The following is a 15,861-nucleotide window of genomic DNA, read 5'->3' on the forward strand; positions in this document are numbered from 1 at the left end:
GCACTTGACTCCAGCGGGAAAAAGAGGAAAGGTCGAGACCCCGCAGGGCGAAGCCCGAGGAGGCTCGACTTCCTCCCCGTGGAAAGCAAGTGCCTGGAGCGGAAAGGAACGGTCAAAGTTTTCCCGCTGTCACTTATGGTAAATGAATTTTTTGGAATTTATACAAAACAAATGGACCTAACCACGCGGATTGCGCTTTTATACCTATTTAAAATAAATTATGGTATGATGTTGGCAGTGTGAAAACAATTGGCTTAGTAGGTGAGGATATTGATTTTTGTAATGGATGTAGGGAATACCAATATTGTATTTGGTGTGTATGAAAATGACCATTTAAAATATCATTGGAGAGCTGAAACGAATCGACATAAGACGGAAGATGAGTTTGGCATGCTTGTAAAGAATCTATTTGAGCATGTGAATCTGACGTTTGAGGAAATTGACGGGATCATCATTTCTTCTGTTGTCCCTCCAATCATGTTCAGTTTGGAACGCATGTGCGAGAAGTATTTTCATATTACTCCGCTTGTCGTTGGACCCGGGATTAAGACAGGCTTGAACATCAAGTACGAAAATCCCAGGGAAGTCGGAGCGGACCGGATCGTCAATGCAGTCGCTGGCATTCACGAATACGGCGGCCCGCTTATCATCGTTGACTTCGGTACAGCGACGACGTATTGCTATATCAATGAAGAACGACAATATATGGGTGGTGCGATCGCCCCGGGAATAGGCATATCAACGGAGGCCCTGTACTCGAAGGCGGCCAAACTGCCAAGGATCGAAATCGCCCGTCCGGAACAGATTATCGGTAAGAATACCGTCACAGCTATGCAGGCGGGTATCCTTTATGGATATGTCGGACAAGTCGAAGGTATCGTTCAAAGAATGAAAGCACAAAGTAAGAAGGAGCCAACGGTCATTGCAACGGGAGGATTGGCCACGCTGATCTCGAAAGAATCCAATAGCATTGACGTAGTAGATCCATTCTTGACGTTGAAAGGGCTAAAATTAATCTATAAGAGAAACATGAACTAGAGTGAAAGGAGCTACAACCATGAGTGACTATTTAGTAAAGGCGTTAGCCTATGACGGGCAGGTACGTGCGTATGCTGTCAAAAGTACGGATACAGTAGGAGAAGCACAAAGAAGACATGGTACATGGCCGACTGCATCTGCAGCACTTGGTCGAAGCATCAGTGCCGGTGTGATGATGGGGGCTATGCTCAAAGGTGAAAATAAATTGACGATCAAAGTAGAAGGCGGCGGTCCGATCGGAGCCATCCTTGTGGACAGCAATGCAAAAGGTGAGGTCAGAGGATACGTGACCAATCCCCATGTCCACTTTGATTTGAATGAGCACGGAAAGCTTGATGTCCGCCGTGCGGTCGGTACGGAAGGTATGTTATCGGTTGTGAAAGATATCGGTATGAGAGACCATTTCTCTGGTCAGGTACCCATTGTATCAGGAGAACTCGGGGAAGACTTCACCTATTATTTCGTCACGTCAGAACAAGTGCCTTCTTCTGTAGGGGTGGGAGTGCTGGTCAATCCAGACAACTCGATACTTGCTGCAGGAGGATTCATCCTCCAGCTTATGCCTGGTACGGAGGATGAAACGATTACAAAGATTGAGGAACGCTTGGCCAAAATCCCTCCAATCTCTAAATTGATTGAAAAAGGTCTAAGTCCTGAAGAGGTATTGGAAGAAGTACTTGGAAAAGGGGAAGTCAAAGTACTTGAAACACTTCCAGTAGCATTTAAGTGCCAATGCAATAAAGAGCGTTTCTCGAATGCGATCATCAGCTTAGGGGAACAGGAAATTCAAGAGATGATCGATGAAGACGGCAGTGCGGAAGCAAGCTGTCATTTCTGTAATGAAACCTATCTATTTTCTAAAGAAGAATTAGAAGAACTGAAAGAAAGCGCTAAGGAATAAATTACATTCAGGGAGAATGGGAGAAATGAGAATTAAACGGTCTGTACTCATGGTGATCATCGGGGTACTGCTTGTCACGAATCTGATCACACTTGTGTGGAACTGGTCCTCGGGGAAAGTCGGTACCCCTGAAGTGGTGGCATCGGTTGGCGGGGAATCCGTGACCCGGGAGGATTGGTTATACGCACTGGAACAACAACATGGTAAAGAAGAATTGAGGGCCATGGTCAATCAAAAAGTGATCGACCACCTGGCGAAGAAATACGATATTTCTGTTTCAAATAAAGAAGTAGAACAGGAATACTACCTGATTCAATCCGTTTATAATGCCTATGATGAAGAGAATCTTGAAGATGAAGATACGCTGAAAGAGCAGATCAAATCTGAATTATTATTAGAGGAGCTCATCACGAAGGACGTTCAGGTTCCCGAAAAAGAAATGAAGAAATTCTATGCCCAGAATGAGGAGCAGTATTCAATCCCTAAAATGTATAAGCTGAAGCAATTGAAGGTAGCGGATCAAACAGAAGCGGATCAGGTTCTGAAGGAGCTCGATGGCGGATCTAACTTTGAAGCACTGGCCATGGAACGGTCTACCGATGAGCAAAGCGCACATCTAGGAGGGGACATTGGGTATGTTCCCATTGATGGGGATATTCTTTCTCCGGAAGCGAAGTCGGAGGTAGAACCCTTATCGCAGGGTGAATGGACATCACCGATTCAACAGGATTCAGACTATATGATTTATTATGTCGACGGTATCCTGAAGGAGAGGGATTTTTCGTTTAAGGAAGTAAAATCACAAATTCGCAGACAGATTGCTTTAGAACAGGTCGAAACACCGCTTAAGCCTGAATCCTTTTGGGATGAAGTGGACGCCGAGTGGTTTTATGGCAAGCAAGAGTAATGAAGGAGCTGACTTTCGGTCAGCTCCTTTTACATAGTTCGAACCCTTTCAACGTAACATAGGATAAGTGTAAGGTGCATATAAATGTAGGTGAGTGAAGAGGGTGTGCCATCGGTGTATGCCGTATAGCAGTGCCCGGAAAAGAAAAGCAATATCGTTGACAAATATATTGAATATTGTTACATTTTATTAAAACCAACAAAATTACTTGGAATTAGGAGTGATGAACGAATGGTGAGAGTAGCCAATTCAATTTCAGAATTAATAGGTCAGACTCCAGTGGTAAAACTGAATCGATTAGTGGATGAGAATAGTGCGGATGTTTATTTGAAATTAGAATACATGAATCCGGGCAGTTCCGTGAAAGACCGGATCGCCCTGGCCATGATTGAAGCAGGGGAAGCTGCAGGTACGATCAAACCCGGAGATACGATCGTTGAGCCGACAAGCGGCAACACGGGTATCGGTCTTGCAATGGTCGCTGCCGCTAAAGGTTACCGTTCTTTGCTCGTTATGCCTGACACGATGAGTACAGAAAGGCGTAACCTGTTACGGGCCTACGGAGCAGAACTTGTATTGACACCGGGTTCTGAAGGAATGAATGGCGCCATTCGCAAAGCGGAAGAGCTGTCGAAAGAAAAAGGCTTCTTCATGCCGCAGCAATTCAAAAACGAAGCTAATCCCAAGGTTCATCGTGAAACGACCGGACCGGAAATCGTGGAACAGATGGGTGATCAGCTTGATGCCTTCATCGCAGGTATCGGTACTGGCGGAACGATTACAGGCGTTGGTGAAGTGTTGAAAAAACATTATCCATCGGTTGAATTATACGCAGTCGAGCCTTCGGATTCCCCTGTCTTATCAGGAGGAAAGCCGGGACCTCATAAAATTCAGGGAATCGGAGCCGGATTCATTCCTGAGATTTTAGATACAGATGTGTATGACCATGTTATACAGGTGGATAAGGATTCAGCTTTTGAGTATGCAAGAAGAGCAGCTAAAGAAGAAGGGGTCTTGGGCGGGATTTCCTCCGGGGCAGCCATCTATGCAGCCCTAGAAGTAGCGAAGAAGTTAGGAAAGGGCAAAAAAGTGCTCGCCATCCTTCCTAGTAATGGGGAGCGCTATTTAAGCACTCCACTTTACCAATTTGATGAAGAATAAAATGTGAATGCCGGATCCTGAAGTGCACGTTGCTTCAGGATCCATTTTTTATGTTTAAAAAACCTCTCAGCCCTGCATAATTTCAATTTTTTAACGATGAAACCTTCCTGAAGTTCATGTATCATGAAAGGAGATAAACATTAGGAGTGTGAGGGGTCCGTGCAGCACCTGTATTTTCATAAAAACCATACAACCAAAGAACAATTTTTCGCAGCATATGAACAGCTCAGTCAGCATCAAACACATCACATTTTGTTAGAAAGCGGACGGGGTGGTCGTTATAGTGTGGCTGGACTGCAACCTGACGTCATTTTACAAAGTATTCCGGAAGGTTTGAGAATACAAGACTCTACTGGAGCTGAAGTGATACATGGAGATCCATTGATCCAATTGGAAAAATGGATGACCCCCCATCGAACGGAAAGAAGAGAGGATCTCCCTGACTTCCAGGGGGGAGTGATCGGTTTTCTTAGTTATGACTATGCAAGAAAGATCGAGAAACTTCCTTCGCTGGGACGTGATGATCTGGAGATTCCCGACCTTTATTTTTACTACCTGAAAGAGTGGGCGGTCTTCGATCATCAGGAGGATTGTTTATGGACAATGATGTTATCCGAGCAAGATCCGGAATCGGCAGAGGCGAAGCTTTCACAGTGGACTGCCTCCTGGGAAAATGCCCTGTCATCCAAGAATGAAACGAAGAAGGATCCTAATGACGACATGGCGGATGTTGAAGTGTCGATGGATGAGGAAGAATTCTCAGCAGCAGTGAAAAGAATTCAAGCGTATATCTCACAGGGGGATGTCTTTCAGGTGAATTTATCTGTCCGGCAGTCTCAACAGTTGAGAACAGAGCCGTATGCGGTTTATAAAAAGCTTCGGGAATTAAATCCCTCACCTTATATGAGTTATATCCACAGCCCGGACTTCCAGATTGTTTCCGGGTCACCTGAACTGCTCGTGAAGAAAAAAGGAATGGAAGTAAGTACGAGGCCGATTGCGGGTACCCGTTCCCGTGGGAAGGATGCGGATGAGGATGAGAGACTTGCCCTGGAACTGATCCATAATGAAAAAGAGAGAGCCGAGCATGTGATGCTTGTAGATCTGGAGCGTAATGACCTGGGGAAGGTATGCCAGTACGGGACAGTCGAAGTCAACGAGTTCATGGTGATCGAAAAATACTCCCACGTCATGCACATCGTATCCAATGTCAGGGGCAAACTGGATGAAACCAAAACAGGGGCGGACGTCATTCGATCTGTTTTTCCCGGAGGAACGATTACCGGGGCGCCCAAAGTGAGGACGATGGAGATCATTGAGGAGCTTGAACCGGTCAGGCGGGGCATTTACACAGGCTCCATTGGCTGGATCGGTCTCAATGGCGATATGGAATTGAACATCGTCATACGGACGATGCTTGTCAAAGAAGGAATAGGTCACATCCAAGCAGGAGCGGGAGTGGTGATCGATTCCAATCCGGCGTACGAATACAAGGAATCCCTCAAAAAAGCGAAAGCCCTCTGGGTCGCAAAGGCAATGGCGGAAGGAGAAAATCTATGATTCTCATGATTGATAACTATGATTCATTCACCTATAATCTTGTGCAATTTTTAGGGGAGCTTGGGGAGGAACTGATCGTGAAGCGAAACGATGAGATCACCCTCGATGAAATTGAAGCTTTGTCTCCGGATTATTTGATGATTTCTCCGGGTCCGTGCAGCCCGAACGAAGCGGGTGTAAGTCTTGAGGCGATCCGGACATTTGCCGGGAAGATTCCGATCTTCGGCGTCTGTCTCGGACATCAGTCAATCGCCCAGGTTTTCGGAGGAGATGTCATTCGTGCCGAACGGTTGATGCACGGAAAGGTCTCCCCGATGATCCATGACGGGAAAACCGTATTTGAAGGGATGCCGAATCCTTTCAATGCAACGAGGTATCATTCCCTGATCGTTAAACGGGAGACCCTTCCGGATTGCTTCGATATTTCTGCGGAAACGGCACAGGGAGAGATCATGGCGATCAGACATAAATACCTTCCCGTGGAGGGAGTGCAGTTCCACCCTGAATCCATCATGACGGAGCAGGGGAAGCGGCTGCTCCTTAACTTTCTGAACGCGTATAAAAAAGTAGGGATGGCCTGACCCATGTATCTATATATAAACGGGGACATCATACACCAGTCAGAAGCGGCCATTTCTCCATTCGACCACGGCTATTTGTACGGCATGGGAGTATTTGAAACCTTTCGTACCTATGACGGTCATCCCTTTTTACTAAAAGATCATCTGAACAGACTGTCACTTGGGTTAAAGGAATTAAATATTGAAGCCGACCTGGATGAGGAAACGATCAGGTCGACCATCTCGGAGCTATTAAAGAAAAACGACCTTAAGGATGCATATTGCCGGTTTAATGTGTCAGGCGGACCAGGGGAAATCGGCTTGAAGACGACTCCTTACGAGAACGCAACCGTCATTCTTTTTCAAAAGGAATTACCTCCTTCCGCCCCCTTAAAGGAAAAGGAAGGAGTGTTCCTGAAGCTTAGAAGAAACACTCCGGAAACGGGAGAGCGTCTCAAATCCCATCATTACCTGAACAACATGGCGGCAAAAAGGGAACTGGGAGCAACCGTGGATAAAGAAGGGATCTTTCTGACAAAAGAAGGGTACCTCTGTGAAGGGATCACCTCCAACCTCTTCTGGGTAAAGGGCGGGAGATTATATACGCCGTCGGTGGAAACCGGTTTGTTAAACGGGATCACCAGGCAGTTCATCCTGGCTCTTGCCGATCGATTGAATATACCGGTGCAGGTCGGGATGTTTGAAAAAGTGGACATGCTTGAAGTGGATGAAGTGTTTTTCACGAATTCCGTTCAAGAGATCATACCGGTAAACAAAATGGATTCTTTACGATTACCGGGGCGACATGGAAAGTACGTAGGGCTTTTTCATGAGCAGTACACGAAATATACACGACACTTGAATTCCATACAGGAAATGAAAAGAGGGGGGATGACGCAGTGAAGTGCGGAACATACGAACTTGATTTTACAGAGAAGACCCTTATCATGGGGATACTGAATATCACTCCTGATTCATTCTCGGACGGCGGGTCTTTCAATGAGTTAGACCGGGCTGTGGAACGGGCGAAAGAAATGGTGGAGATGGGTGCTGATATCATTGATATAGGTGGTGAGTCGACCCGGCCTGGCCACGAGGTCGTACCTGCCGAAGAAGAGATTTCACGGGTTGTGCCGATTATTGAAGCGATCTCCCGGGAAGTGAACGTACCAATCTCCATTGACACGTATAAGGCTGCGACGGCAAGAAAAGCGCTTGAAGCGGGCGCAAGTATCATTAACGATGTATGGGGTGCGAAAAAGGACCCTGAAATGGCACGGGTAGCGGCAGATACCGGTGCCCCGATCATTCTCATGCATAACCGGGATAATCGGGATTACAACCACTTCGTCCGGGATGCGATTCAAGATTTGCAGGAGAGCATCTTCATCGCCAAGGGAGCGGGTGTAAAAGATGAACAGATCATCCTCGATCCTGGCATTGGTTTTGCCAAAACAGTACAATTGAACATAGAAATGATGAGGCATCTGGATGTCATCGTCTCCCTTGGCTATCCGGTCCTGCTCGGAACATCACGGAAATCCATCATCGGACATGTCCTTGATCTCCCTGTTGAGGAGAGGATGGAGGGGACGGGGGCGACAGTTTGCTACGGTATTCAAAAAGGCTGTCACATCGTACGTGTTCATGATGTAAAGGAAATGGCACGCATGGCAAAAATGATGGATGTTCTCGTTGGAAAGGAGAAAAGATATGGATAAAATTCTATTGAACGAAATGGAGTTTTACGGCTATCACGGTGTATTCCAGGAGGAGAACAAACTTGGACAACGTTTTCGTGTTAGTGTAGAGTTGCATTTAGATTTAAGGAAGTCCGGTCAAAGCGATCAGCTTGAAGACTCCGTAAACTATGCGGAGATCTATTCCATTACCAAAAGTGTTGTGGAAGGAGAGCCAAGGAATCTGGTCGAAGCTGTGGCTGAAGACATCGCTTCCCGGATCCTGGAAACATTCAACGCTGTCAAGAGCTGCAAAATCACACTAATCAAGCCTGATCCACCCATTCCTGGTCATTACCGGTCGGTGGCGGTGGAGATTAATAGGAGTCGATAGGATGAATACTGCATATATTTCCCTTGGTTCCAATATGGGGGACAGGGCGGGTTATTTAGAAAAAGCCATAAACATCTTAGGCAGTCATGGTAAGATAGAGGTAACGAAACGATCCTCTCTGTATGAAACAGACCCGGTAGGATTTACAGAACAAGATCAATTTTTGAACATGGTCATCGAAATTCGTACCAGTTTAAGTCCAGAAACTCTATTACATCAGTGCTTGCAGGTGGAAATCGACCTTGGAAGGGAAAGGGAGTTCAAATGGGGTCCGAGGATAATCGACCTCGATATCTTACTCTTTAATCACGAAACGATCGAAGCAGTGAATCTTCTCATCCCTCATCCAAGAATGCAAGAAAGAGCATTTGTATTAATCCCGTTATTAGAGGTGGCTCCGAGTATCGAGCACCCGTCTTTTAATGCCCCGTTGGCTGAATTTCTGGACGAAATACCTGACAAAGAAGGAGTTCGGTTATGGAAACAGATAAATGGGGAAGACGCATTCGTGCATTCAGAAAGCTAAAAGGATTTACTCAGGAAAGTTTGGCCAAGGAACTTTCCATCTCCGTTTCGGTCCTTGGAGAAGTGGAAAGAGGGAGTCGGATACCGAAAGAGGATTTCTTGGAGAACGTTGCGGAAGTCCTGGACATTCCACTTAACGATCTGATCCCTCAAGAAGAATCTGACCGTAGTGAGTAAAAGCCGCTTGATTCACCTGTATTCCTTTTTATGTTATTCTAGATAAGGCTGTAACCAATATGTGACCCTGTCACCCAATTGGATCGGCCTTTTTTAGATTTTTTCAATAGGTTTTCGGGCACCTCGACGTACGTTTCTGAAATTACTCATACTTTAGGGGTGTTACAAACATAGATATTGTGTAAAATAGTATGGTATATAACCGTATTAGTCTACTAAAGCAAGCAGATAGAATAGGAGTGAAACACATGAGTCACGAAGAAATCAATGACCAGCTTCGCGTCAGACGCGAAAAGATGGAAGCCATCCGTGAAAAGGGACAGGATCCATTCGGTAAACGATATGATCGTACACACAGTTCATCAGATATCAAATCTCAATTCGATGAGTTTTCTAAAGAGGAACTGGAAGAGAAAGATATCACTGTCACGATCGCAGGTCGCATCATGACGAAGCGCGGAAAAGGGAAAGCGGGATTTGCCCATCTTCAGGATCTGGCTGGACAAGTTCAAATCTATGTTCGTAAAGATACCATCGGTGAAGAAGCGTATGAGGTTTTCAATACAGCAGACCTTGGTGATATCGTAGGGATCACGGGTACTGTATTCAAAACAAAGGTAGGGGAACTTTCTGTTAAAGCGAAAGAATTCCACCTGCTGACGAAAGCACTTCGCCCGCTTCCTGAAAAATTCCACGGTTTAAAAGACGTTGAACAGCGTTATCGTCAACGTTATCTGGACCTGATTACAAGTCAGGAAAGCAAAGAAACGTTCATCGCGCGCAGCCGCATCATTCAATCTATGAGAAGATACTTGGACAATAACGGTTACCTGGAAGTAGAAACACCAATGATGCACGCAATCGCAGGTGGGGCTTCTGCCCGTCCGTTCAATACACATCATAACGCTCTTGATATGCCGCTTTATATGCGTATCGCAATCGAGCTTCATCTAAAACGCCTGATCGTTGGCGGACTTGAAAAAGTATACGAAATTGGACGTGTATTCCGTAACGAGGGAGTTTCAACAAGACATAACCCTGAGTTCACAATGATCGAGCTTTACGAAGCGTATGCGGATTACCGTGATATCATGGCTCTGACTGAAAATCTTGTTGCCCATATCGCAAAGGAAGTATTCGGATCTACTACGGTTCAATACGCTGACAATGAAATCAACCTTGAGCCGGAATGGACTCGTCTTCATATGGTAGACGCCGTTAAAGAGCACACAGGTGTAGACTTCTGGCAGGAAATGTCCGATGAAGATGCCCGTGCCCTTGCCAAAGAACACGGCATCGAAATCAAAGACAACATGCAATATGGTCACGTCGTCAATGAATTCTTCGAACAAAAGGTAGAAGATAAGCTGATTCAGCCTACCTTCATCTATGGTCATCCCGTGGAAATCTCTCCACTTGCGAAGAAGAATGATGAAGACCCGCGCTTCACGGATCGCTTTGAACTATTCATCGTTGGCCGTGAACATGCCAATGCCTTCACCGAGCTGAATGATCCGATCGATCAAAGAGAACGCTTTGAGGCACAATTGAAAGAAAGAGAAGAAGGAAACGACGAAGCCCACATGATGGATAATGATTTCATCGAGGCTCTTGAATACGGAATGCCGCCAACGGGTGGCCTGGGTATCGGCATCGACAGGCTTGTTATGCTGTTAACCAATTCCCCATCCATCCGGGACGTACTATTATTCCCATTAATGCGTCATCGTGACTAATAAGATATGTAAAAACAGCCGAGGGTTCAGCCTTGGCTGTTTTTTTTGAATCATATCAAAAAGGATGGTAGATAATAATTTGGTGCAAACACTCAATCGGGACTAAAGGAGCTCATTCTTTTACGTAAAAATGAAAGGAAACAATGTCATTTGACTGATATTATATAGAAGTTAAAAAAGTATCATAAAAACTCTTGCGCCAGGGTTTTTATGGTGGTATAGTATTATCTGTTGCCGCAAAACGCGACACACAACATGAAAAACTTGATCAAAACTTCTTTTAAAAAGTTGTTGACAACAAGTTAACGATCATGTAACATAGTAAGGGTCGCTTCGAGAGAAGTGCTTACACATTGAACCTTGAAAACTGAACAAAACAAGACAATACGTCAACGTTAATTCTATATTTATTTTAAAGAGCTATTCAAACTTTTATCGGAGAGTTTGATCCTGGCTCAGGACGAACGCTGGCGGCGTGCCTAATACATGCAAGTCGAGCGGATTGATGGGAGCTTGCTCCCTGATATCAGCGGCGGACGGGTGAGTAACACGTGGGTAACCTGCCTGTAAGACTGGGATAACTCCGGGAAACCGGGGCTAATACCGGATAACTCATTTCCTCGCATGAGGAAATGTTGAAAGGTGGCTTTTAGCTACCACTTACAGATGGACCCGCGGCGCATTAGCTAGTTGGTGAGGTAACGGCTCACCAAGGCAACGATGCGTAGCCGACCTGAGAGGGTGATCGGCCACACTGGGACTGAGACACGGCCCAGACTCCTACGGGAGGCAGCAGTAGGGAATCTTCCGCAATGGACGAAAGTCTGACGGAGCAACGCCGCGTGAGTGATGAAGGTTTTCGGATCGTAAAGCTCTGTTGTTAGGGAAGAACAAGTGCCGTTCGAATAGGGCGGCACCTTGACGGTACCTAACCAGAAAGCCACGGCTAACTACGTGCCAGCAGCCGCGGTAATACGTAGGTGGCAAGCGTTGTCCGGAATTATTGGGCGTAAAGCGCGCGCAGGTGGTTCCTTAAGTCTGATGTGAAAGCCCACGGCTCAACCGTGGAGGGTCATTGGAAACTGGGGAACTTGAGTGCAGAAGAGGAAAGTGGAATTCCAAGTGTAGCGGTGAAATGCGTAGATATTTGGAGGAACACCAGTGGCGAAGGCGACTTTCTGGTCTGTAACTGACACTGAGGCGCGAAAGCGTGGGGAGCAAACAGGATTAGATACCCTGGTAGTCCACGCCGTAAACGATGAGTGCTAAGTGTTAGGGGGTTTCCGCCCCTTAGTGCTGCAGCTAACGCATTAAGCACTCCGCCTGGGGAGTACGGTCGCAAGACTGAAACTCAAAGGAATTGACGGGGGCCCGCACAAGCGGTGGAGCATGTGGTTTAATTCGAAGCAACGCGAAGAACCTTACCAGGTCTTGACATCCTCTGACAACCCTAGAGATAGGGCTTTCCCCTTCGGGGGACAGAGTGACAGGTGGTGCATGGTTGTCGTCAGCTCGTGTCGTGAGATGTTGGGTTAAGTCCCGCAACGAGCGCAACCCTTGATCTTAGTTGCCAGCATTCAGTTGGGCACTCTAAGATGACTGCCGGTGACAAACCGGAGGAAGGTGGGGATGACGTCAAATCATCATGCCCCTTATGACCTGGGCTACACACGTGCTACAATGGACGGTACAAAGGGCAGCGAGACCGCGAGGTTTAGCCAATCCCATAAAACCGTTCTCAGTTCGGATTGTAGGCTGCAACTCGCCTACATGAAGCTGGAATCGCTAGTAATCGCGGATCAGCATGCCGCGGTGAATACGTTCCCGGGCCTTGTACACACCGCCCGTCACACCACGAGAGTTTGTAACACCCGAAGTCGGTGAGGTAACCTTTTGGAGCCAGCCGCCTAAGGTGGGACAGATGATTGGGGTGAAGTCGTAACAAGGTAGCCGTATCGGAAGGTGCGGCTGGATCACCTCCTTTCTAAGGAAGATTTACTAAAACGTTTGACAGTCGAAGTTTTGTTCAGTTTTGATGGTTCAACCATCAAAACATTTTTTATCTCTTACGAGATAAAAGTTGTGTTTGTTCTTTGAAAACTAGATAAAGATAAATTGATAGTCAAGAAATTACCGAGTATCGCCATTTTAGGTTTTAAACCTGATGTAACAACCAATTCGGTTAAGTTATGAAGGGCGCACGGTGGATGCCTTGGCACTAGGAGCCGACGAAGGACGGGACTAACACCGATATGCTTTGGGGAGCTGTAAGTGAGCTTTGATCCAGAGATTTCCGAATGGGGGAACCCATTGTTCGTAATGGAACAATATCCTTACTTGAATACATAGAGTATGGAAGGCAGACCCAGGGAACTGAAACATCTAAGTACCTGGAGGAAGAGAAAGCAATTGCGATTCCCTGAGTAGCGGCGAGCGAAACGGGATATAGCCCAAACCAAGAGGCTTGCCTCTTGGGGTTGTAGGACACTCTATACGGAGTTACAAAGGAATGAAGTAGACGAAGAAGTCTGGAAAGGCTCGTCAAAGAAGGTAACAACCCTGTAGTTGAAACTTCATTCCCTCTTGAGTGGATCCTGAGTACGGCGGGACACGTGAAATCCCGTCGGAAGCTGGGAGGACCATCTCCCAAGGCTAAATACTCCCTAGTGACCGATAGTGAACCAGTACCGTGAGGGAAAGGTGAAAAGCACCCCGGAAGGGGAGTGAAATAGAACCTGAAACCGTGTGCCTACAAGTAGTCAGAGCCCGTTAACGGGTGATGGCGTGCCTTTTGTAGAATGAACCGGCGAGTTACGATCCCATGCAAGGTTAAGTTGATAAGACGGAGCCGCAGCGAAAGCGAGTCTGAATAGGGCGATTTGAGTATGTGGTCGTAGACCCGAAACCAGGTGATCTACCCATGTCCAGGATGAAGTTCAGGTAACACTGAATGGAGGTCCGAACCCACGCACGTTGAAAAGTGCGGGGATGAGGTGTGGGTAGCGGAGAAATTCCAATCGAACTTGGAGATAGCTGGTTCTCTCCGAAATAGCTTTAGGGCTAGCCTCATGTGTAAGAGTCTTGGAGGTAGAGCACTGTTTGGACTAGGGGCCCTCATCGGGTTACCGAATTCAGACAAACTCCGAATGCCAAAGACTTATCCATGGGAGTCAGACTGCGAGTGATAAGATCCGTAGTCGAAAGGGAAACAGCCCAGACCACCAGCTAAGGTCCCAAAGTATACGTTAAGTGGAAAAGGATGTGGAGTTGCTTAGACAACCAGGATGTTGGCTTAGAAGCAGCCACCATTTAAAGAGTGCGTAATAGCTCACTGGTCGAGTGACTCTGCGCCGAAAATGTACCGGGGCTAAACGTATCACCGAAGCTGTGGATTGACACCTCTAGGTGTCAGTGGTAGGAGAGCGTTCTAAGGACTGCGAAGCTAGACCGTAAGGACTGGTGGAGTGCTTAGAAGTGAGAATGCCGGTATGAGTAGCGAAAGATGGGTGAGAATCCCATCCACCGAATGCCTAAGGTTTCCTGAGGAAGGCTCGTCCGCTCAGGGTTAGTCGGGACCTAAGTCGAGGCCGATAGGCGTAGACGATGGACAACAGGTTGATATTCCTGTACCACCTCTTTTCCGTTTGAGCAATGGGGGGACGCAGGAGGATAGGGTAAGCGCACTGCTGGATATGTGCGTCTAAGCAGTTAGGCTGATGATGAGGCAAATCCCATCATCGTGAAGGCTGAGCTGTGATAGCGAGCGAATTATAGTAGCGAAGTTCCTGATTCCACACTGCCAAGAAAAGCCTCTAGCGAGGAAAAAGGTGCCCGTACCGCAAACCGACACAGGTAGGCGAGGAGAGAATCCTAAGGTGAGCGAGAGAACTCTCGTTAAGGAACTCGGCAAAATGACCCCGTAACTTCGGGAGAAGGGGTGCTCTGGTAGGGTGCAAGCCCGAGAGAGCCGCAGTGAATAGGCCCAGGCGACTGTTTAGCAAAAACACAGGTCTCTGCGAAGCCGTAAGGCGAAGTATAGGGGCTGACGCCTGCCCGGTGCTGGAAGGTTAAGAGGAGTGCTTAGCGCAAGCGAAGGTGCGAATCGAAGCCCCAGTAAACGGCGGCCGTAACTATAACGGTCCTAAGGTAGCGAAATTCCTTGTCGGGTAAGTTCCGACCCGCACGAAAGGCGTAACGATCTGGGCACTGTCTCAACGAGAGACTCGGTGAAATTATAGTACCTGTGAAGATGCAGGTTACCCGCGACAGGACGGAAAGACCCCGTGGAGCTTTACTGTAGCCTGATATTGAATTTTGGTACAGCTTGTACAGGATAGGTAGGAGCCTTGGAAACCGGAGCGCCAGCTTCGGTGGAGGCATCGGTGGGATACTACCCTGGCTGTATTGAAATTCTAACCCGCGCCCCTTATCGGGGTGGGAGACAGTGTCAGGTGGGCAGTTTGACTGGGGCGGTCGCCTCCTAAAGAGTAACGGAGGCGCCCAAAGGTTCCCTCAGAATGGTTGGAAATCATTCGCAGAGTGTAAAGGCACAAGGGAGCTTGACTGCGAGACCTACAAGTCGAGCAGGGACGAAAGTCGGGCTTAGTGATCCGGTGGTTCCGCATGGAAGGGCCATCGCTCAACGGATAAAAGCTACCCCGGGGATAACAGGCTTATCTCCCCCAAGAGTCCACATCGACGGGGAGGTTTGGCACCTCGATGTCGGCTCATCGCATCCTGGGGCTGTAGTCGGTCCCAAGGGTTGGGCTGTTCGCCCATTAAAGCGGTACGCGAGCTGGGTTCAGAACGTCGTGAGACAGTTCGGTCCCTATCCGTCGTGGGCGCAGGAAATTTGAGAGGAGCTGTCCTTAGTACGAGAGGACCGGGATGGACGCACCGCTGGTGTACCAGTTGTCTTGCCAAAGGCATCGCTGGGTAGCTATGTGCGGAAGGGATAAGTGCTGAAAGCATCTAAGCATGAAGCCCCCCTCGAGATGAGATTTCCCATCACGTAAGTGAGTAAGATCCCTAGAAGATGACTAGGTAGATAGGTCAGAGATGGAAGCATGGCGACATGTGGAGTTGACTGATACTAATCGATCGAGGACTTAACCACAAAGAGTCATATTTATATGAACAACAATTGGTCGATATTCGGCTTTCTTGACATCAATTCTTTATCTAGTTTTGAAGGAACAATCCTTCAATTGAATATTCGTCTGG

General features: G+C 47.3%; 12 protein-coding genes and 3 rRNA genes (1 of these 15 running past the window's edge). All 15 read left to right on the top strand.

The genetic code is table 11. The features are described from left to right. Window positions 1-270: 270 nt before the first annotated feature. Window positions 271-1,038, top strand: a complete 768-nt coding sequence (locus P8596_RS00430) for a type III pantothenate kinase (protein WP_179126166.1) — start codon at window positions 271-273, stop codon at window positions 1,036-1,038. A gap of 19 nt (window positions 1,039-1,057) precedes the next feature. After that, the gene (gene hslO, locus P8596_RS00435; RefSeq protein WP_254652753.1) at window positions 1,058-1,939 is read left to right on the top strand and encodes an Hsp33 family molecular chaperone HslO; all 882 of its coding nucleotides are present in this window, start codon (window positions 1,058-1,060) and stop codon (window positions 1,937-1,939) included. 25 nt (window positions 1,940-1,964) lie between these two features. Then, a complete protein-coding gene (locus P8596_RS00440) occupies window positions 1,965-2,846 on the top strand; it encodes a peptidyl-prolyl cis-trans isomerase (protein ID WP_279725487.1) in 882 nt (293 codons plus the stop codon). A gap of 231 nt (window positions 2,847-3,077) precedes the next feature. Beyond that, a complete protein-coding gene (cysK, locus tag P8596_RS00445) occupies window positions 3,078-4,007 on the top strand; it encodes a cysteine synthase A (protein ID WP_159360924.1) in 930 nt (309 codons plus the stop codon). A 159-nt stretch (window positions 4,008-4,166) separates the two neighbouring features. Beyond that, complete coding sequence (pabB, locus tag P8596_RS00450) at window positions 4,167-5,567, top strand: aminodeoxychorismate synthase, component I (protein ID WP_279725489.1); 1,401 nt, start codon at window positions 4,167-4,169, stop codon at window positions 5,565-5,567. Next, on the top strand, window positions 5,564-6,148 hold the full coding sequence (gene pabA, locus P8596_RS00455) for an aminodeoxychorismate/anthranilate synthase component II (protein WP_224522368.1): 585 nt from the start codon (window positions 5,564-5,566) through the stop codon (window positions 6,146-6,148). Before pabB ends, pabA begins: the two co-directional genes overlap by 4 nt. A 3-nt stretch (window positions 6,149-6,151) precedes the next feature. Further along, window positions 6,152-7,030, top strand: a complete 879-nt coding sequence (gene pabC, locus P8596_RS00460; protein WP_279725491.1) for an aminodeoxychorismate lyase — start codon at window positions 6,152-6,154, stop codon at window positions 7,028-7,030. 44 nt (window positions 7,031-7,074) lie between these two features. Further along, window positions 7,075-7,848 carry a dihydropteroate synthase gene (folP, locus tag P8596_RS00465; RefSeq protein WP_279726946.1) on the top strand — a complete coding sequence of 258 codons (774 nt, stop codon included), beginning with the start codon at window positions 7,075-7,077 and terminating at the stop codon, window positions 7,846-7,848. Then, entirely contained in the window at window positions 7,841-8,200 is a 360-nt protein-coding gene (gene folB / locus P8596_RS00470) for a dihydroneopterin aldolase (protein ID WP_224522366.1), read from the top strand. The genes folP and folB overlap by 8 nt, the downstream gene beginning before the upstream one ends. A gap of 1 nt (window position 8,201) precedes the next feature. Next, a complete protein-coding gene (folK, locus tag P8596_RS00475) occupies window positions 8,202-8,726 on the top strand; it encodes a 2-amino-4-hydroxy-6-hydroxymethyldihydropteridine diphosphokinase (protein ID WP_224522365.1) in 525 nt (174 codons plus the stop codon). Continuing rightward, window positions 8,678-8,902 carry a helix-turn-helix domain-containing protein gene (locus tag P8596_RS00480; protein WP_034763022.1) on the top strand — a complete coding sequence of 75 codons (225 nt, stop codon included), beginning with the start codon at window positions 8,678-8,680 and terminating at the stop codon, window positions 8,900-8,902. The genes folK and P8596_RS00480 overlap by 49 nt, the downstream gene beginning before the upstream one ends. Window positions 8,903-9,141: 239 nt before the next feature. After that, a complete protein-coding gene (lysS, locus tag P8596_RS00485) occupies window positions 9,142-10,638 on the top strand; it encodes a lysine--tRNA ligase (protein ID WP_279725493.1) in 1,497 nt (498 codons plus the stop codon). Between the two features lie 432 nt (window positions 10,639-11,070). Continuing rightward, window positions 11,071-12,622: ribosomal RNA gene (locus P8596_RS00490) — 16S ribosomal RNA — on the top strand. Window positions 12,623-12,818: 196 nt separating this feature from the next. Beyond that, window positions 12,819-15,754, top strand: a 23S ribosomal RNA gene (locus P8596_RS00495). A 102-nt stretch (window positions 15,755-15,856) separates the two neighbouring features. Next, a 5S ribosomal RNA gene (gene rrf / locus P8596_RS00500) occupies window positions 15,857-15,861 on the top strand (it continues 112 nt past the right edge of the window). Together the 16S, 23S and 5S rRNA genes form the textbook arrangement of a ribosomal RNA operon.

It is taken from the genome of Rossellomorea sp. DA94 (assembly GCF_029834455.1).
Taxonomy (GTDB): Bacteria; Bacillota; Bacilli; order Bacillales; family Bacillaceae_B; genus Rossellomorea; species Rossellomorea vietnamensis.